The sequence below is a fragment of the Pseudomonas sp. R1-7 genome (assembly GCF_051132105.1).
GTDB lineage: Bacteria > Pseudomonadota > Gammaproteobacteria > Pseudomonadales > Pseudomonadaceae > Aquipseudomonas.
Genome location: NZ_CP071661.1, coordinates 2,129,782 through 2,149,280 on the forward strand (window position 1 = coordinate 2,129,782; position 19,499 = coordinate 2,149,280).

Below are 19,499 nucleotides of genomic sequence, written 5' to 3' on the forward strand. Positions count from 1 at the left end.
CCCTCATACCTATGAATGCCTCGCGGGAGTCCGTCATGAGCGATGACATCAAACCACCGTCGCTGGCCGATTGGCAGCGGCTGTTCGACGACAAGGCCTATTGGCAGGAATCGCCCGATGCTCATTTTACCGAGCTGATGCGGCTGGCCGACGACCTGTTCGGCCTGGGAGAGATCGACCTGGACCGTTGGCAAGAACTGAAGACCAAGGCCGAAGAGCTTCACCAGCGCTCGCCGGATGCCAACGTCGCAGAGGAAGTGGCCGATCCCGACGCGTGATGCCCGTCAGCAACCCAAGGAGTTCGCGATGAAGCCCAGCCCCGATCAAACGCAGGAAAACCCCGACGACCCGGCACTGCCCGGCGAAGTGGAGCGTGACAACGACGCATTGCGGCCCAATGACCCGGCCAAGCGTGAGCAGCAGGGCAACCCTGATGCGCAGGAAACCGATGCGCAGAAAACCGCCAGGCAATAATAAGACCGCTGATGCGACGTGAAGAATAATTTATGCGGGGCTCACGGACATCCCGTGCAAGCTCCACTATCATTGTTGGCGTTCGCCCAGTGTCAGGCTCTTTACCAGTGCATGGAATGCCGAGGCCGTCGCACTGGGCGAACACCCGCGAGGGTTAGCCCGCGACCGGCGTACGCCAGTCATCGGAGCCCGAGGTACCGCTCACCTCGTGGGTCCAGGTGATCTTGCGGTAGGTGAAATGCACGTCCTCCAGATGAGTGAAGTGGCTGTTGCCGGGGTCCTGGCAGTTGAGCATGTAATCCTTCATATCGACGATGATCGCGTCTTCCAGGGTGGTGGTGTAGTAGTGCTCCTGGGTGCCCGCAGCCGAAGTGCGATACCACTGGATCTCAACCTTCGTCAGGCGTTCGCCACTGGTCAGGGCTGCCTGGAGCAACGGCGAGGCTTTGTCGAATACCTTGGTGATGACCAAGGGTTTGTGTATGCGCTGGCCAGTTGGCTGGCCGGACTGGGGATCGCGGGGAATCGTCACCTGGTGCTGGAAGCCCTGCACCATGACCTGGTCTTCATGACCTTCCTGATAGGTGTTGCCTACCGAGTCAGCGGTAAATGCGCCTGCGGTGATCAGACCTTGTTTGGTGCCTTCGATGGACATGTAAGCGGGGGTAGCCAATGGATGCTCCTTCCTGGATAGCTGGACGCCCGGGACGTGAATCGTCCGAGGCGGCTGACCGATATCAAGAGCCATGCCATTCTAAAAAAATGTATATAAATCAAACTGTTGGGATTATTTCTCTGCGGAGCATGGCGCCGATGCCGCGAAATTCACGCAGAAGGCTGCATCGCGCTCCACTGTTGATTGCGCATACAGTGGATGCCGTCTGCCATAGGCGAAACGGCCATGCCGCAGAGGATAGCCAAGTGTTGGCGCGCAACTTCTTGCTTTTCTATTCCCGGGCTGTTTCCCGAGCGTCCAATGCCGACAGGCATTCGTCGATGGAGCGCTTTTGCGTCTCGGCGTACAGCGCCAGCTCATCGATGGTCGGCCGTTCCAGCGCTGCTTCGAACGCCTGTCGATTGGATTGTCCGGCATAGTGGCTCTGGGCGGCATCGCCCAGGTTCGACTGGAATATCCCGGCAGCGCTGACCGGCAGGAAATCCTCGTAGACCAGCGGTTCGGCGCGCACATAGCGCTGTTCCAGCAAGCGTTCCAGCGAGGTTGGCTGTTCTATCGTGCCTTTGGCTGCGAGCCCCGCCGGCGTCACGAAATAGCGGAAGTAGGCCAGCGCTTGCCGGCGCAGCGCTTCGTGGTCATCCGGGAACTGGACGAAGTACTCGGCCATCAGCGCGTTGTAGCGTTCGGCATTGGCTTCGTTGGGAAATTCGCCCAGGGCATCCCGCGCTGCGTTCAGCAACTGATCGTAGAGGGCCCGTCCTTTTGGCGTGAGGGCCGCGCCACGTTGTTCGATTTCCCCGAAGCGGGCGCTGTGGCTGCCCTGGGATTGGGGTTGGTCAGTGAACGCGACGGGCTCGTCGAGCGCCTTGAAACTGGTTTGGCGCAGCAGGATCGGGCACTGTCGACGAGGCGGGCCCTCGACCACCGCTTTGGGCGTGATGCCATGCAGCGGCATCTGGGCCTGGACGATGTCGATGTCCAGGGTACGCGGCGTCAGGTGGTTGATGTGCGGCCCCTTGAACGCCACCACGTCGGCGATCAGGCGATGCTGGGCGCTCAGTTGTCGATATTGCTCGGCGGTGACGGTGGCGCTGTGGTGCCAGCGAAAGGTTTCCAGCGCTTGCGATACAAACTCGTCAGCCTGGGATTGCGTCAGGCCGCCCTGGCGTTCGGCCAGTTCAATTAGTTCGAGAGCGTCCGGGGTAAAGATCTGACGCTTGGCCAGCACCGACTCGGCAAAGGTCCGCAGTTCGCTGCTTTCGATCAGCTCCAGGCGTAGCAGCGAGGTAAATACCCGGAACGGGCTTATCTGCAGCGACGTTTCATGCACGGCGCGAAAAGCCGTCGAATGCACCGGGACCCCGGCTGGTGTCAGGTCGTAATAACCCACCGGTTGCATGCCCATCACCGCGAACAGCCGGCCCAGCATCGCCAGTTCGGTGGCGGTACCGACGCGGATCGCGCCATGGCGCTCCATGTCCAGGCGCTGGAGTTCACCGGTGCTGCGCAGGTGCTCGGCCAGCGATGGGTCGTTGGCCAGGACTTGGGCGTTGGTTTGCTCAACCAGGCTCATCAATGCGCCGTACAGCGGCACCTCGTCGCGGTACATGTCGGACATCGCCCTGGAAAAGCGTTGGCGGATCAAGTCGGGGCTGACGAAGCTCATCGTAAGAATTCCTGGCGAGGGCTGTGGGAAAGTTGAACGAAAGATCGCAGCCTTCGCCAATGCCGGCAAACGAAGAATTTTCAGGACTTCATTCTGCCAGGGACTGATCCGCAGGCTCCCTCCCGCGCTGCATCCTGCTTACTGCCCCAATCCCTCGAGAAAGTCCCGATACAGCGCCGCGGTCTTGCTGGGTTTTTCCACCATCGGCATGTGGCCGACGCCGTCCCAGATTTCCACGCGCAGGTCGGCGATGCCCTTGCTCCAGACCGGCACGCTGCTAACGTCGATCAGCCGGTCCTTGCGCCCCCAGAGCAACAACGACGGCGCCCGGATCTCCCCCAGGCGAGGCTCCATCGGCGGGCTGGCGCGCAAGTCGACGAAGATCTCCTCCAACTCCTCCCGGCGCTGCTCGTAACGCTCGGCCAATGCCGCGAGTACGACGCTGGGCAGCCAGGGCGGGGAAGCCATGGTCATGGCGTAGAACGGCGCGAAATCATCCCGTGAATGGACCAGGAACGGGTTGTGGCCGGCGGCCAGGTGACGTTCCATGTCGCTGGGCTCGGGGGCCGTGACGCCGGCCGGGTCGATCAGCGCCAGGGTCAGCACCCGTTCGGGGACAGTTGCCGCCAGCCACGCCGCAAGGTAGCCGCCCATGGAGTTGCCGATCACATGGACCTTGTCCAGGCCGCAGGCATCGAGCAATTCCACCACGCGCCGGGCCTGGGTCGGGATGTCGTAGCCGCCACCCGCCTTGAAGCCGGTTTCGCCATGGCCGGCCAAGTCCGGGATGATCACCCGGTAGCGGTTGACGAAAGGTCGGGCGAAGCGCAGCCACAGGTTCTTGTCGGCGCTGTAGCCGTGCAGCATCAGGATGCTGCCCGATGCTTCATAGGGCCCGCCTTGCCAGGTGGACACGGTCATTTCGCTGATGGGCACGGAGATTTTGTGCAGCCGATAAAGGCGCGCTTCCAGAGCCATGCCCAAGTCATACAGCACGTGGCCGATGCCTGGGTACGTCAACCAACTCCAGGCGATGAACACGGCGAGCACTACCCACAACACCAGCATGTCTTGCCCTCCATGGGTCACGTAGGATTCTTGAACCGCCGGTTCGAGCCGGGGGATCAGCTGTTACGTAAGTGAAGCTGAAACCTTGGGATAACGCGACGACGGGTGCGTAGTTGCTTTGATACGCGTTGTGTCGGACAGCGAATTCTCCTTTTTTATATATAGCCAAGATCCGCCAAGAGCCCCTTCGTCTTGCGCGAGAAATACCCCTTTAGAGAGTAATGGCTATTTGGCGGCACCCTGATAGACTCCAGTCACCCTATCCCGGGAAATCGGGAGACCTGCGGTGCAGAGGCCTCTATGCAAAAAACCGGAAAAAAGGGGCTCTCGCTGGCCAGGAGGCTATACACGTCGCGCATCCTGGGCCTGGCGTTGGGGTTGCTGGTGGTCAGTGCCGCCGTCCATCCCCTTGACCCTGAGCCCTGGGTCTGGGGCTTGATGCTGTTCAATGGCTTGCTCTGGCCACACCTCTCTTATCAGTGGGCCCGTCGTTCGGCAATGCCGTACCACGCCGAACACCGCAACTTGTTGATCGACGCGTTGCTCGGCGGATTCTGGGTCGCGGCGATGCAGTTCAATCCACTGCCCACGGCCGTCACGCTGGCGATGATGGCGATGAACAACGTCGCGATTGGCGGCCTGCGTTTCCTGTTGGCCGGCGCGCTGGCTCAAGTGGCTGGCATTGCAGTGGGAAGCGTGATCTTCCCCTTGACCAGCGTGCCCATGACCAGCCCGACGCAGCTTTATGCCTGCCTGCCGCTGCTGTGTCTTTATCCGCTGGCGCTGGGTTGGATCTGCTTTCGCCAGGCCTACACCCTGGGCCGGCAGAAACGTGAATTGCTGGCGCTGAGCCGTACCGACAGCCTTACCGGACTGCTCAACCATGGCGCCTGGAAAGATCGACTCAACGAAGAGTTCCAGCGCTGCCTGCGTCATCCATCAGACGGGGCTCTGGGCGCGATCGCGCTGATCGACATCGACCATTTCAAAGCCATCAACGACACCTACGGCCACGGCGCCGGTGACGTGGTACTGCGCCAGCTCGGCAAGCTGCTCAGGCAGAGTCTGCGGGCAACTGACATTGTCGGGCGCTACGGTGGCGACGAGTTTTGCGTGATCCTGCCGGACCTGACCCTGCACAAGGCGGTGCAGGCCATGGACGGCTTGCGCGAGCGTTTCGCCACGCTGGCCTACGAGCAGGACCCGGCGTTGAAAGTGAGCCTGAGTATCGGCCTGGCAGCGTTCAACCCGGCTTATGGCGATGCGACGGCATGGTTCAATGACGCCGATCAACTGCTTTATGAAGCCAAGACCGGTGGGCGCAACCGAGTTGTCTGCCAGCGACATCTGCCAATGTTGGAGGCGTCGCCGGTCTAGAGCCTTGGCGTATTGTCGGGTAGGGTGCCCTTGATTCTCTCAAGAGTACTTCCCGACGAACCAAGGATGAAATCATGACCGTTACCGCTCGTCGCTCCCGTCTCGCCGTCAGTCTTGGCCTGAGCCTGGCCATTGGCGCTTTCGCCCCCGCTGCCTTCGCGCAACCCCATCAGCAAGTATTGACCAACGCCGAACAGTACAAGGGCGAGGCCCTGAAACTGCTGGAACGGCTGGTGAACATCGACTCCGGTTCCGGTTATGTGCCGGGACTGACCCAGGTCGGCGACATTGCGATCAATGAGTTGCAGAAGCTCGGTGCGACCATCGAGAAGGTGCCCAATTCGGACGGCACTCAACATGTCCTGGCGACGTTCAAGGGCGCTGGCAAGGCGAAGATCCTGCTGATGGCCCACATGGACACGGTCTTCAAGGAAGGCTCCGCCGCCGAGCGGCCTTTTCATATCAAGGATGGCCGGGCCTACGGACCGGGGGTGATGGACGACAAGGGCGGTATCGTCGCCGGGATCTATGCATTGAAAGTGCTGAAGGACCTGGACTTCAAGAACTACGCGCAGATCACGTTCCTGCTCGACGCCAGCGAAGAGACCGGCTCGGACGTCGCCACCGACCTGATCAAGAAAACCGCCAAGGCCCATGACGTGACCCTCAACCTTGAACCGGGTCGTCCGGCGGACGGTTTGGTGGTGTGGCGCAAGGGCAGCGCAACCGCCCTGGTGGAGGTCAAGGGCAAGGCGGCCCACGCCGGTGTCGCACCGGAGTTGGGGCGCAACGCCGCGATGGAAGCGGCGCACCAGATTCTGCAACTGGGCAAGCTCGGCGACGCGGAGAAGAAAACCACCATCAACTTCACCGTGCTAAAGGCCGGCGATCGGACCAACGTGATTCCTGACCAGGCGACGGCAAAGGCCGACGTGCGCGCAGCGGTGCCGGAAGAGTTCGACCGCATCGAAAAAGACCTGGCTCGGGTTTCCAAGGACAAACTGATCGCCGACACCGAAGTCACCACCAGCCTGCAGCGCGGTTTGCCGCCGATGCCGCAGACGAAGGAGTCGGATCGGTTGATGGCGATGGCTCAGGGCATCTATGGCGAACTGGGGCGCAAACTCACCGAAGAGGGCAGCGGCGGGGCGGCGGATGCCAGCCTGTCTGCCGGGGTTGGCACGCCGACGTTGGACGGCTTTGGGATCGTCGGGGGCAATATTCATACGCCGCAGGAATACGCCGAGGTCGAGAGTGTGGTGCCGAGGATTTACCTGTTGTCGCGGATGATCATGGAGCTGGCGGGGCGGTAGCAGGCCGCTCGTCCTACCGCCTAGCGTCCGCTATGTCGGCCACGACCACGCTTCGTCCTTCCTCCTCGGTAATACAGAGGCGCGTGCCGTCCGCAGAGACGGCCATGGAATGTGGTCGTATGGGGGCGATGAGGCTATTGTCGATGATTGCGCCAGTGCCGGTGTCCACTGTTTGCAATGCGCTCCATAGTTGTCCTTCCTCGCTGCGGCTGAGTAAGTAATAGGCGCGATCACCTAGAGGACTTAAATGGATATCTTTACCTCCGCCGTTTAGTGCGCGCCGCTCTTCGGTGTTCGTATTCACCACACTTGTTTGGGTGGTAGAGGCGATATAAAGGGAACCGTCTTTCCATGCGGTTGAGTCCAGAGCGCTGCCGGTAGTCAGGTATTCCATCGGGTCCATGAGTTGATTGGTTATGGTGTCAATGCGTCCGAGGTCAGTGTGGGTTGGGCTAAGTTTGAGGGGGAAGAAGCCCCTGTGCTCGAACGGGTCGATGGCGATATTCGTTGGTAGATCTCCTGGTTTGGCGATCGAAATGGTCTCGATAAGCACATCCGTTGCGGTATCAATCACAGCGATTCGTGCCTCGTCGTAGAGTTGCCCCTGGATGGGACACATCACATAGGCTCGCTCGTTGGTGGAGTCGACTGTGATCTGTCGCAGTGGACGCGTGATGGTTATTGTCTTAATGATTCTGTTTAAGACGGTATCAATTACCACAAGCCCAAACCTGTCGAGGTAGGACACATAGCAGCGGTTTTTATTGTCATCGAACGCTACGTAGATAGGGCGCTCCATCGTACTCGTCGAGATGTCGTTGATTTCATGGGTCTCGGTGTCAATCATTGACACGATATTGAGACCGAAATTGCAGACAGCGGCGCGCTTGCCGTCTGCACTAAGCGCGACGCCACGAAGCCTGGAGCCCTCTGGGAGTTCGATGGTTGAGTATTTCATTGCTCTGGTCATGGTCATGATCCTCAAGCGAGGTTTCAGGCGCTATCGGGTTTGGCCACCCATCGCCAAGGGCACAGCGATACTGTCCCAAGCACAAGCTGCCTGAGGGAGTTCGGGCCGGATACTGTAGGATCTGACAGTGACGACATGTGGTAACTGAGCCATGCGTGGCGAGGGAGCAAGCTCCCCGCCACAGGGAGATGCGTTGCTTGGGCTAACGCGGGTCGACGTTATACAGCGCGCGATTCGCCAGCAGTCCGCCCAGTTCAATCAGTTGCAGGATGCCCAGGGCCACGTGCCTGCGCGAGCCGTCAAGGTCGAAGGCCAGGTCATTGATCATCGCGTTGGCCGAGGCGAGGGTTTCGCTGAGGTTGGCGAGCGGGGCTTCAGTGTCGATGCCGTTGATGAGGGTGAAGAGCTGGCCTGGGTCGGTTTTCGGTTTGCCGGATTTGGGTTTCAGGTAGTAATCGAGCGCGCGGTCTGCCGCCGCTTTGTCGAGTGCTTCCGAGTCGGCGGGATCGTTGTCCGGCGGGTTTGGGGTTGCTTTGAACATGATGAAACGCCGATGCGTTTGATGGAGCCGTTACCCTCTCGCTACCAAACGGAAGGTGGTGGCCATACGAAGGTTGGTAGACCGGGCATCGGAGCCGGCGTCTCCGAAGAGACCCTGCGCAGGGCCACCATAAAGCGAAGCGCATGACTGCACTTGCAAGAGGTGACGCTATGCACCGAAGGCCCGGGCTACCAAACCCGATCGCTGATTTTCAGCGACCGAGCAACAGTAAAGCCCGCCCTCAAGGCGCACAAGCCGGCGGATTCTGGCGTAGTTGTAGGCAATGGCGCAAGAAGAGGCCGTTCGTTCCTACGCTAAGGTTTTATAGATAAACATCAGGGCTTCTGTGGCGCGGTAGTTTGCTCCCTCACCATAGGGGATTTATATCTGTGGGCGAAAACGGACGGGGGCCACTCCCGCTGGACTGCGCAGCGGTCATAAACCGGCCGGCGCAGTGTTTCCAGGAAACCGTACTCGTCCTTGCCGGGCATATATTACTGTTCCGTAAAGTTGGCCATTGATCGCCCTGAGTTATAGGGCACTCGACAATAGGCGCCCAGATATGCCTGAACCGTGGATGTTCCGATCTCCCCCGTGTAGGGATTGGCAAAAAGTGGCCACTCGGGAACGCCGTTCTCAAATGCTCCGGTCCAGTGCCTGAAATCAAGCCCCCGGGGGACATGGTAGTACGTTCGAATTGCCTGCATGGTGCCGCCGTCCGGGCGTGGGGGTGAGGCAAATGAATTACCGGCTCCTTGGGAGTTCGCCCACCCGGGCGCAGCTCCCCCTGTAATGGAAGGTATCGTGGCCATTGTCCACGCATTTGACCGAGTCACCCCATATGACGCGGTCTGCCCATAGGCATCGGTAATCGTGATCGTCGCATACCCATTACTCCATCCTTCGACCCTGCCGTTGCCATCCACGCGAGCGACTCCACTGTTTGATGAGTGGTAAGCGTATCCAGGATTTCCCGTTACAGGATTGCGAATTACCGTTGTGCCAGCTGGCATAGGGGTAGCGTTTCGTTCGGCACCGATGTACAGGAAGAAACCGTCGAGAAGAACAGGGCTGGTATCGATGACCAATTGCGCTATTACCGTAAAAGTGCGCGCGTCCGATACCGGATGGGTGCCGTAGAGCGCCTTGGCGGTCAGGCGGTGGAGATCGATGCTCAGGTCCGTGATTTCAACACTCCAGACACCTGTCTGCGAATCGGCTCCGGCTTTCGCCTTGAATTCCACATCGTCGAACACCTCGACTTCCTGACCTTTGCTGGCGGTACCGGTCAGCATCACTCGGGTGTGGAAAGTCCTACCGCCGTCCGGGACTTCCACTCCTGCCGAATCCTGCAGCATTGTGATCACGGGCTTTTCGTCCGGTATCGCCTCTCCGACAACGGTTGATCTCGCGATCCTGGAGTAGCCTACCTGCGTTTGGTTATTGAAGAGTTTGTAGGATGTTTCGACAGTGCTATTGGGAACGACGTTTTCGTAAGGAACCTGGAGCACACAAGCTTTTTTCTGGCCTAGTTCATCCACCTCAACGGTCCCCGTCCTCGGAACCACGATATCGGGCTGGCCTGTTACCTTCGCGACGTATGTCATGTTGATGATGCTCCCGGGCAAGAAGCGCGGGTCGCTGGTCAAGATGATAATTGACAATGGCAGGGTTCCGAGTTTTCCAAGGTCGATAAGGCTTGGATCGTCGGCCGCCTCGCTGAGAACCTCGCGGGGGATCGGCTGCGGCAACCTTACACCGGCCATGTCCACTTCCACGGTATGCACGGCCGACCAGGGGGAGTCGGTATCCGGACTATTGCCGAGCTGGTCGTTAACCGTGAAGGAAAACTTGAACTCAGGATCGTCAATCAAGTCGGCGCTGGTGATTACAAAGCTCACTCGGGTGGGCGTCGGCACACCGTGATTCGGCGGCGGGGGAGCCTGGGTATCAGTAACCGTATATTCGACGTCATGACCGTTACAATTGAGTCGGATGAGGTCGTAGGCTCGACAATACGGGTAATCTACCGACATGGTCGCCTGAGTGAAACCTGGGCCCACGCCGTCCTTGATTTCGTCCGGGAGCAGTAGCACTAATTCAGAATGCTCTCCATCTCCGGGCGTCAAGTCTTGGTTGCCAGGCCGGATCTTGTTGTAGAGGATCTCCAATGGCGGCTCAGAAGTGGCGATGTTTGTACTGCCGCGGGTCACGGTGAAGGTCAATCGATTGATGATGCCAGGCAATAGTTTGCCTTTTGGAATATACAGCGTCACGGCGTCATCGAGGCCTTGGGTCTGACGGCTGTCGAGGGACAGTTCGCCATTCAAGTTGATCGAGACGGTATCCCCAGCCTCCTGGTTCAGATAGGGGTCAACTACCACTTCGCAACCAAAGGGCGTCAGGTCATGAAGGCGCAAGGGTACGCCCAGATGCGCGCCTACCACCGGGTCTTTGGCGCCGGGTAGCCTGGGTTGGTTCAGTATCAACACGGTTTGAGCATTGGGGGGCGACGAGTCGGTCATGAGCTGGCTGCCAGGATTGCAAGGTGATGGTGGGATATCTAAGCGCTGATGCTCCGGGTCGGCTACTGTCAGACCTTACAGGTCGCGCGGGGGGACGGACGAACGGTTGGACAAGGCTCTGAATTGTGGAGCCGCTTCGCGACCCAGCGGGAGCAAGCTCCCTCGCCACGGCATGGTGTTGCGGCACTTGGTGGGGTCAATAAACCCAAACCTCCACCCGCCGATTGCGAACCCTTCCTTCATCCTCACTATTGGCCGCCACCGGCATCAACGCGCCAAACCCGCGTACCTCGCGCAAGGTCACGCCGTATTTCACCAGCTCCCGGCGCACCGCCATGGCCCGCAGCCTGGACAACAGGTCGGCCCGCGCCGGGTCGTCCTTAAGGTCGCCAAAGCCTACGAGGGTCACGCGTCGGTCGGCCTTGCCGTGCTGTTTGATGTAATCGAGCACGCGGCCCAGGTCTTGTTGGGCCTTGCTGTCGAGGCTGGCGCTGCCTTCTTCGAAACGGAAGTTCACGGTCAGGCGCTGGGCATGACGGCTCAGGGCCTGGTAGCCCTCCGGCATCAGCGCGTTCGGGGTGACGGACATGGCCTGAACGGTCTGGGCGATGAAACCGTTCGCCGCAACGATCGCCTGGCCCTGTTCACTTTGGGTAAAGTCCACCAGCGCCTCGGCCCACGGATTGGTCTGCAGAGGCGGCAGATAAAAGAACAAACGCCGGGACAGGGGATAGTCCTCGGTGGCGATCAGGTTGTTCAGCGGCAACATGGGCTGGGAAGCACCGTCGACAATCGCCAGGGGCTTGGCCTGTCGTACGTAGGGCAAACCAATAAAACCGATGCCCTGCGGGTCCTGGCTGACAGCGTCCGACAATTGCTCACTGGATTCGAAGCGCCTGGCTGTAGGATCCAGCTTCTTGCCTTGTCGGTTGAGTACCAGTTCCTTGAAGGTATCGTAGGTTCCGGACTGCTCATCCCGCGCATACAAATGAATCGGCCCGCCGACGCCGCCCACGGCTTCCCAGGTCTTGGCCTCGCCGCTGAAAATGCGCGCCAGTTGCACCGTGTCGAGCTGACGCAGCGGGTTTTGCGGGTGGAGAATGATCGCCAGGCCATCGATGGCGATGACTTGCTCGGACGTTGGACTTTTCAGATCGCCAAGGGCCGCCAGTTCCTTCAGTTCGCTGTTCTTGATCGGCCGGGAAGAGGCGGCCAGGTCGGCGTTGGCTTGCTTGAGGGCGATGAACCCGGTGCTGGAGCCGTGGGCGGCGATGTCGACATGGACACGCCGGCCATCGGCGGTATGCCCGACGATGCGTTGCTCGTTGTCGCGACCGGTGATTTCGCTGCTGACCTTGAGCAACCCCTGGTCTTCCATCAGTCCGCGCACCAGGGCCGGCGCCAGCGCCGCGCCGATGGTGTTGGAGCCCTGGAGACGCAGGGCAGGGCCGTGTTCGGGAATAGGCAAGTTACCGGCCCATGCCATCAACGGCAGCCAGAGGCCCAGGAAAAACACAACGCGCAACCGCATGCCGGCACCTTCTGAAGCCAGGGAAGTGCCGGAAGATTAAGTCAGTCAGGTTACTGAAACATGACAGGGTTGCGACGCGCTCAGCTCAACTCCAGCCAGATCGGCGCATGGTCCGACGGTTTTTCCATGCCCCGCAGTTCGTAGTCCACGCCAGCATCCTTGACCCGTGGCAGCAGGCCATGGGACGCCAGGATCAGGTCGATGCGCAGGCCGCGCTTGGGCTCGTCTTCGAAACCGCGGCTGCGGTAGTCGAACCAGCTGAAGCGGTCGGTGACGTCCGGGTTCAGGTGACGGAAGCTGTCCACCAGGCCCCAGTTCTTCAGGCGGGCCATCCATTCGCGCTCTTCCGGCAGGAAGCTGCACTTGCCGGTCTTCAGCCAGCGCTTCATGTTGTCCGGGCCGATGCCGATGTCGCAGTCTTCCGGCGAAATGTTCACATCGCCCATCACCACGACCGGTTGCCCGTTGCTGAAGCGTGTTTCCAGCAACTGCTGCAAGTCGTTATAGAAGCGTTCCTTGGCCGGGAATTTGGTGGGGTGATCACGGCTTTCACCTTGTGGGAAATAACCGTTCATGACGGTCACCGGCACACCGTTGGCATCGGCAAAGGTGCCCCAGATGAAACGCCGCTGGGCATCTTCATCGTCGGTCTCGAAGCCTTTGTGCAGGGTCAGTGGCGGCTGGCGCGAGAGCAGGGCGACACCGTAGTGGCCTTTCTGACCGTGGTAATGCACGTGATAACCCAGGGCTTGCACCTCGGCCAGTGGGAACTGTTCATCGTGGACCTTGGTTTCCTGCAACCCGATCACGTCCGGCTGGTGCTTGTCGATCAGTGCCGCCAACTGATGGGGACGGGCTCGCAGGCCGTTGATGTTGAAGGAGACGATCTTCATGGTCGGCTGTCCTGGCAAAACTGCGATGCTAGCTGACATGTGGGAACGGGGCTAGCGTGGCAGTAGGACAAATGCACTGCTAATGTCCTTGGCATGTAGGAACGATCGCAACCCTATCGGGTTCGTAGTCAATAAGAGCAGGGCCTCACCGAGCCCGCCCAGGAGACGCAACGCCATGCCTGAAACCGCCACTGCTGATATCCACATGCTCGACAGCGGTTATTCCCGCGAAGCGCGTTCATTGCTGTACCAGGCTTATCGCCACGAGCCGACCTTCAGCTACCTGTTCGAGTCCGAGCGTCCCGGTTATGAACAACGGGTGCGGGCGACGGTGCGAGAGCTGGTCAAGCAGCATTTCTTCCAGGATCTGCCGGCAATCGGCCTGTTGGTCAATGACCGTCTGATCGGCATCGCCCTGATCGCGCCGCCGCAGCGCCGCCTGGGGATTACCGAAAGTTGGGCCTGGCGCCTGCGCATGGTGCTGAGCACTGGGTTTCGCTGCACTCGGCGGTACTTGGAATATCACGCAGCGGTGCTGGCCTGCCTGCCATCGGACTCGGTCCATGTGTTGCCGTTGCTCGGGGTACACCCACAATTCCAGGGCAAGCACTACGGCGAGCAGTTGCTCGAAGCGGTGCATAACTGGTGTGCGGTGGATGAACATTCCCAAGGCGTGGTGCTGGACACCGGCAACCCACGCTACCTCGATTTTTATAAGCGCCAGGGTTATGAGGAAATTGGCGAAGTTGCTGTAGGACCTGTCCGCGAGCATGTGTTCTTCCATGCAAATCCGCAGGTCCTGCAGAGCGCGACGGCTTAGTCAGACGAACTTTTGGGAATCGTCTGGCTCTATCAGGCTCCCAACCTCGTGATAGCATCCGCGCCATGAATTTCCCAGGACGAATGACCGGTGGCGTGCTTTTGCTGTCTCTCAGCTGCGCGGTGCTGGCACAAAGTGAATTGGATGTGCGTGTCAAACCGTCCAATGACGAACTCAAGGCCAACGTAGAAGGCTATATCGGTGGATTGGGCGATCGTGATGAAGACGCGTTGCTGCGCTTCAGTCGCGGCGCCGAGGAGCAGGCGCGCAAGGCGGCCCAGGCGCTGGGCTACTACCAGCCGCAGATCGACAGTGAGGTCCAGGCGGGCAAGGCGCCGCGCCTGATCCTGAGCATCGACCCCGGCGAGCCGGTGCACTTGCGTAATGTCACGATCCGCATCGACGGCCCGGCGGCGTCGCTCAAGGGCTTCCGCGTGCCTGACAACGCAGGCCTCAAACCCGGCGCGGTGCTCAACCACGGGCGCTATGAAGACGCCAAGCGGACAATCCAGAACCAGGCCTCGCGCTATGGTTTTTTCAGTGGACGGTTCATCAGCCAGACGTTGCGCGTGGACCCGCAGGCCGGTATCGCCGACATCGAATTGATCTACGACAGCGGACCGCGCTATGCCCTGGGCGCGGTCAGCTTCGAAGGCGATACACCCTTCGATGAAGACCTGCTGCAACGCATGGTGCCGTTCAAGGCGGGTGCGCCCTACGACTCCGAGCTCATCGCCGAACTCAACCAGGCCTTGCAATCGAGCGGCTACTTCGAAGGCGTGCGCGTCGATGCGGCGCCCACCGCGGCCACCGATAACGTGATCCCGGTGGCGGTCAAGCTCGACACCCGCAAGCCTCGCACCATGGGGCTGGGCCTGGGGTTCTCCACCGACGTCGGCCCCCGGGCCAAGGCCAACTGGACGCGTCACTGGGTCAACCCGCAAGGGCACAGTTATGGCTGGGAAGCGGAAGTGTCGGCGCCGCGGCAGAACGTCGGCCTGTGGTACGACGTACCGCTGGACCCACCCTTGACCGACAAGCTGCGCTACGCCGGCGGCTATCAGTATGAAGAACTGGCCGGCACCGATACCCTCAGCAAACTGCTCACCGTTGGGCCTGAATGGCACAGCAAGCTGCCCAGCGGCTGGCAGCGGGTGGTGTCACTCAAATGGCAGCGAGAGGAATACCGACTCGGTGACGATTCGGGTCTGAGCACGTTGCTGATGCCGGGCGTCAGCTATTCGTACCTGCGCAGCGATAACCGTATCGACCCGCACAATGGCTATCGCCTGCAATTCGACACCAAGGTTGCCAAGGAGGGGTTGGGTTCGGACAACAACCTCTTGTATGGCACCGCCATGGTCAAGGGTTTGACCACGGTGTTCGACAGGCATCGTTTCCTGGCCCGCGCCCAGATCGGCGGCAGCGCCACCAATGGCTACAAATCGATCCCGCCATCCCTGCGTTTTTTTGCTGGCGGCGATCAGAGCGTACGCGGCTACGACTACCAGAGCCTGTCGCCGGAAAACTCCGACGGCGATCGCATCGGCGGCCGCTACATGGTGGCCGGCAGCGTCGAGTATCAATATTCGGTCGCGGAAAAATGGCGCGTCGCAACCTTCGTTGACCAGGGCAACTCTTTCAATAATCTCGATTTGCCAAGCCTCAAGACCGGCGTGGGTGTCGGCGTGCGCTGGGTGTCGCCGGTCGGCCCGATCCGCCTCGACCTGGCCCATGCCCTGGATGACGACGGCGGCATTCGATTGCACTTTTCCATGGGGCCTGAGTTGTGAATCGCGGTTTGAAAATAACGCTGCTTGCCCTTGGCGGGTTGCTGGTGTCGGTCTTGCTGGCCTTGAGCATCGTGTTGGGCACGGCGTTTGGCAGCCGCTGGGCCCTTGGCCTGGTGCCAGGGCTGACCGTGGAGAATTTCCAGGGGCGGCTGGGCGGGCAGTGGAATGCTGACCGGGTAGTGTGGCAACAGGACGCCAGCCGGGTAGAACTCGATCGGCCGATCTTCGCCTGGTCGCCGTTTTGCCTTTTACGCATGACCCTGTGCATCGAGCAGCTCAAGGCCGACAGGATTGCCTTGCAGCTGCCGGCCTCTTCCGATGCACCGAGCAGCGGTCCGATCAGCCTGCCGGACCTGGACTTGCCCCTGGCGATCGAGCTGGGCGACGTCCAGGTGGGCAGCCTGTCGTTCAACGGCAGCGAACAGCTCAAGGGGTTGCAACTGGCGGCGCACTGGACCGCCGAAGGTCTGCAGATCGACTCGGTGCAATTGCAGCGGGAAGAGTTGAGCCTGAAACTGTCCGGCCTGTTGCAGCCGCGAGGGGACTGGCCGCTGAGTGCTGCGGGCCAACTGACATTGCCGGCACCGGGTGCGACACCTTGGGTCCTGGATCTGAAAGTCGATGGCGATCTGCTCAGGACCCTTGAGCTCACTGCCGACAGCAGTGGTTATCTGCAAGGTCACCTCAAGGGCGAGTTGCAACCGCTCGCGGACAACCTGCCGGCCAAGGTGCGCATCACCGCCGACGGCTTCAAGGCCAGCGCCGACCTGCCGGACACGCTGTTGCTCAATCAGCTGGAACTGACCGGCGAGGGTAACCTGAAAGATGGCTACCAACTGCTCGGCAAAGCGAGTTTGCCCGCCGAGAAAGGCCCGGTGGCGTTGTCGCTCAGCGGCAAGGTCGACGCCAACGGCGCACAGATCGCTGGCCTCGATCTGGATGCGGGCGACCAGCAAAGCCTCAAGCTCACCGGGCAGCTGGATTGGCGCGAAGGCCTGAGCGCCGAAGCGAAGATCGCTTGGCTGGAGTTCCCTTGGCATCGCCTCTACCCACTGATCGACGAACCGCAAGTGACGTTGCGCCGTTTTAATGGCGAAGTCTCGTACACCGATGGCAAATACCTCGGCAATTTCCAGGCGGCGCTGGACGGTCCGGCCGGGGCGTTCAGCCTGGACAGCCCGTTCAGCGGCGACCTGACGCAAATCCATCTGCCACAGCTCCAGCTCACCGCCGGACCGGGCAAGGCCGAGGGGCACTTGAGCCTGGAATTCGCCGACGGCATTGCCTGGGACACCGCGCTGCAATTGTCGGCCATCAACCCGGCGTACTGGCTTGGCGAGCTGCCCGGCACGCTGGCCGGGCCGTTACGCAGTAAGGGCGCGCTGAGAGACGACCGACTCGAGCTCGAAGCGGACCTGGACCTCAAGGGCAAACTGCGCGGTCAACCGGCGCTGCTCCAAGCCAAGGCCAGCGGCGCGGGCGAGCAGTGGAACCTCGGCGCGTTGGATATCCGCCTGGGGGACAATCGCATTGACGGCGCTGCCAGCCTGCAACAAAAACTCACCGGCCAGATCGACATCAAGCTGTCACGGCTGGCCCAACTCTGGCCGCAATTGCGCGGCCAGGTCATGGGCCGTCTCGACATGGCGGGTACGCTCAAGGCGCCCCAAGGCAAACTCGGCTTGCAAGGCACGCAACTGGCCTTCCAGGACAACCGCCTGCAAAGCCTGAAGCTGGACGCGACGCTCGACAGCGGGCAGCGGGGCAAGGTCGATCTGAAGGCAAGCGGTATCAGCGCCGGCGAAACATCGCTCGGCGTGTTGACGGTCAGCGGCCAGGGCGACATCAAGCAACAGAAACTCAACCTGGACCTGCAAGGGCCCCAGTTGGAAACCACCTTGGCCCTTGACGGTTCGCTCGACCAAGGTAACTGGCGCGGACGTCTCGCCAGCGGCGACGTGCAGGTCGGCGGACAAGACTGGCGCTTGCAGGCTCCGGCCAAATTGGAGCGCCTGGCCAATGGAACGCTGAACGTCGGTGCCCATTGCTGGCGATCCGGCCAGGCCAGCCTCTGCGGGGAAGATCAGCGCCTGATGCCGGAGCCACGGCTGCGCTATCACCTCAAGCAATTCCCCATCGAAAGCCTGGCCCAATGGATGCCCAAGGACTTCGGCTGGCGAGGCCGACTCAATGCCGACCTGCAGCTGGACCTGCCGGCCAGCGGCCCGAACGGTCGTGTGTCGGTGGATGCCAGCGGCGGCACCTTACGGATTCGAGATAAGGAGCAGGGCAAGGGGCAATGGCTGGATTTCCCCTACCAGACCCTGACGCTGAACAGTCGCCTGACGCCCACGCGCATCGACACGGATCTCAATTTCGTCGGTGCCCGGCTCGGTGAATTGATGCTCCAGGCCCGAATCAATCCGTTGCCGGCCAGCAAACCGTTGAGTGGCACCTTCCGGTTGAGCGGCCTGGACCTGTCGGTGGCCCGGCCGTTCGTGCCGATGGTGGAAACCCTGACCGGCCATTTGAACGGCAGCGGCACGCTGTCCGGTGGCTTGCTTGCGCCACAGGTCAACGGCAACCTCGTGCTCAGTGACGGTGAAGTGTCGGGCCCGGAATTGCCGATCAGCCTCGAAGCCTTGCAGGTGCGAGCGATGATCGCTGGCGAAACCGTACGCCTCGACGGTGATTGGAAAAGTGGCAAGGACGGGCAGGGCCGCCTGGCCGGGAACATCGGTTGGGGTGAGGCGCTGACCCTGGACCTGACGCTCAAGGGCTCGCAACTGCCGGTCACCGTCGAGCCCTATGCGGTGCTGGACGTGGCGCCGGACCTGAACATCACGATGCAAGGGGAGCGGCTTTCGATTGCCGGCAAGGTCTTGGTGCCCAAGGGCGAGATCACCATTCGGGAGCTGCCGCCGTCCACGGTCAAAGTCTCGGATGACACGGTGATCGTCGGCCATCAGACCGAGGAGGGCAAGGCGCCCATGGCCATGGCGATGGACATCGACGTGATCGTCGGCCAGGAAAAACTCGCCTTCTCGGGTTTCGGCCTGACGGCCAATGTGAAAGGGCAGGTGCACATCGGCGACAACATGGATACCCGCGGCGAACTCTGGCTCAACGACGGCAAATACCGGGCCTACGGACAACGGCTGACGGTACGCCGTGCGCGGTTGTTGTTCGCCGGGCCCATCGACCAGCCGTACCTGGACATCGAGGCGATCCGCCAGACCGACGATGTTATCGCCGGCATCCGCTTGAGCGGCAGCGCCGAACAGCCGGCCACGCAGATTTTCTCGGAGCCGGCGATGAGCCAGGAGCAGGCGTTGTCCTACCTGGTGTTGGGCCGGCCGTTGAGCACCACCGGGGAGGACAACAACATGCTCGCCCAGGCCGCGTTGGGGCTGGGCCTGATGGGCAGTTCCGGGGTGACCACCAGCCTCGCCAATAACCTGGGCATTGAAGATTTCCAGCTCGACACCCAAGGCAGCGGCAACGAGACCAGCGTGGTCGCCAGCGGCAACCTGTCGGAAAAACTCAGCCTGCGCTATGGCGTGGGCGTGTTCGAACCCGCCAATACCATCGCGTTGCGCTACAAGCTGAGCAAGAAGGTCTACCTCGAAGCCGCGAGCGGCGTCGCCAGTTCGCTGGATATCTTCTACAAGCGCGATTTCTGACCCTTCTCAAAACAACCTGTGGGAGCTGGCTTGCTCGCGAATGCGGTCCATCGGCTAAAAAATTGCTGACTGACACACCGCCCTCGCGAGCAAGTCCGCCCCTCAGGTCTGTTTTATGTATAGCAAGCTAACTATTTGTTTGACATTTGCTGCCTAAGCAGTAATATCT

The 19,499-nt window shown here is 60.9% G+C and carries 15 protein-coding genes; 7 read left to right on the top strand and 8 right to left on the bottom strand.

Going from position 1 to position 19,499, the window contains the following annotated elements; all coding sequences use genetic code 11:
* Positions 1 to 35: 35 nt before the first annotated feature.
* Together J3P79_RS09620 and J3P79_RS09625 are read left to right on the top strand one after the other, a co-directional pair.
* The gene (locus J3P79_RS09620; RefSeq protein WP_434609977.1) at positions 36 to 278 is read left to right on the top strand and encodes a hypothetical protein; all 243 of its coding nucleotides are present in this window, start codon (positions 36 to 38) and stop codon (positions 276 to 278) included.
* Positions 279 to 306: 28 nt separating this feature from the next.
* Positions 307 to 474 carry a hypothetical protein gene (locus tag J3P79_RS09625; RefSeq protein WP_434609979.1) on the top strand — a complete coding sequence of 56 codons (168 nt, stop codon included), beginning with the start codon at positions 307 to 309 and terminating at the stop codon, positions 472 to 474.
* Between the two features lie 154 nt (positions 475 to 628).
* Here the strand turns inward: J3P79_RS09625 and J3P79_RS09630 are convergent, their stop codons facing one another.
* From J3P79_RS09630 to J3P79_RS09640, 3 genes are all read right to left on the bottom strand, one after another.
* Positions 629 to 1,147 (bottom strand): Hcp family type VI secretion system effector, encoded by a 519-nt coding sequence (locus J3P79_RS09630; RefSeq protein WP_039592796.1) that lies wholly within the window; start codon positions 1,145 to 1,147, stop codon positions 629 to 631.
* A gap of 274 nt (positions 1,148 to 1,421) precedes the next feature.
* Positions 1,422 to 2,816: a 2-oxoadipate dioxygenase/decarboxylase HglS gene (gene hglS, locus J3P79_RS09635; RefSeq protein ID WP_434609981.1), complete on the bottom strand. Its 1,395-nt coding sequence runs from the start codon at positions 2,814 to 2,816 to the stop codon at positions 1,422 to 1,424.
* 138 nt (positions 2,817 to 2,954) lie between these two features.
* Positions 2,955 to 3,884, bottom strand: a complete 930-nt coding sequence (locus J3P79_RS09640; RefSeq protein WP_434609983.1) for an alpha/beta fold hydrolase — start codon at positions 3,882 to 3,884, stop codon at positions 2,955 to 2,957.
* A 300-nt stretch (positions 3,885 to 4,184) separates the two neighbouring features.
* On the opposite strand from J3P79_RS09640, the gene J3P79_RS09645 reads away from it, so the two are divergent.
* Positions 4,185 to 5,261, top strand: coding sequence for a diguanylate cyclase (locus J3P79_RS09645; RefSeq protein ID WP_434609985.1), 1,077 nt, complete (start codon positions 4,185 to 4,187; stop codon positions 5,259 to 5,261).
* Between the two features lie 74 nt (positions 5,262 to 5,335).
* Positions 5,336 to 6,574: a M20/M25/M40 family metallo-hydrolase gene (locus J3P79_RS09650; protein WP_434609987.1), complete on the top strand. Its 1,239-nt coding sequence runs from the start codon at positions 5,336 to 5,338 to the stop codon at positions 6,572 to 6,574.
* 13 nt (positions 6,575 to 6,587) lie between these two features.
* On the opposite strand, the gene J3P79_RS09655 is transcribed toward J3P79_RS09650, so the two are convergent.
* The 5 genes from J3P79_RS09655 to xthA all read right to left on the bottom strand — a co-directional run bounded on the left by J3P79_RS09655 (position 6,588) and on the right by xthA (position 13,034).
* Entirely contained in the window at positions 6,588 to 7,544 is a 957-nt protein-coding gene (locus J3P79_RS09655) for a hypothetical protein (protein WP_434609989.1), read from the bottom strand.
* Between the two features lie 202 nt (positions 7,545 to 7,746).
* Positions 7,747 to 8,085: a DUF6124 family protein gene (locus J3P79_RS09660; protein ID WP_434609990.1), complete on the bottom strand. Its 339-nt coding sequence runs from the start codon at positions 8,083 to 8,085 to the stop codon at positions 7,747 to 7,749.
* A 494-nt stretch (positions 8,086 to 8,579) separates the two neighbouring features.
* Complete coding sequence (locus J3P79_RS09665; RefSeq protein ID WP_434609991.1) at positions 8,580 to 10,610, bottom strand: Ig-like domain-containing protein; 2,031 nt, start codon at positions 10,608 to 10,610, stop codon at positions 8,580 to 8,582.
* 196 nt (positions 10,611 to 10,806) lie between these two features.
* Positions 10,807 to 12,141, bottom strand: coding sequence for a substrate-binding domain-containing protein (locus J3P79_RS09670; RefSeq protein WP_434609993.1), 1,335 nt, complete (start codon positions 12,139 to 12,141; stop codon positions 10,807 to 10,809).
* A gap of 80 nt (positions 12,142 to 12,221) precedes the next feature.
* Entirely contained in the window at positions 12,222 to 13,034 is an 813-nt protein-coding gene (xthA, locus tag J3P79_RS09675; RefSeq protein WP_434609995.1) for an exodeoxyribonuclease III, read from the bottom strand.
* Between the two features lie 175 nt (positions 13,035 to 13,209).
* Between xthA and J3P79_RS09680 the strand changes: the two genes are divergently transcribed.
* From J3P79_RS09680 to J3P79_RS09690, 3 genes are all read left to right on the top strand, one after another.
* Positions 13,210 to 13,854, top strand: a complete 645-nt coding sequence (locus J3P79_RS09680; protein ID WP_434609997.1) for a GNAT family N-acetyltransferase — start codon at positions 13,210 to 13,212, stop codon at positions 13,852 to 13,854.
* 65 nt (positions 13,855 to 13,919) lie between these two features.
* A complete protein-coding gene (locus J3P79_RS09685) occupies positions 13,920 to 15,647 on the top strand; it encodes an autotransporter assembly complex protein TamA (RefSeq protein WP_434609998.1) in 1,728 nt (575 codons plus the stop codon).
* The gene (locus tag J3P79_RS09690) at positions 15,644 to 19,330 is read left to right on the top strand and encodes a translocation/assembly module TamB domain-containing protein (protein ID WP_434610001.1); all 3,687 of its coding nucleotides are present in this window, start codon (positions 15,644 to 15,646) and stop codon (positions 19,328 to 19,330) included. The genes J3P79_RS09685 and J3P79_RS09690 overlap by 4 nt, the downstream gene beginning before the upstream one ends.
* Positions 19,331 to 19,499 lie beyond the last annotated feature (169 nt).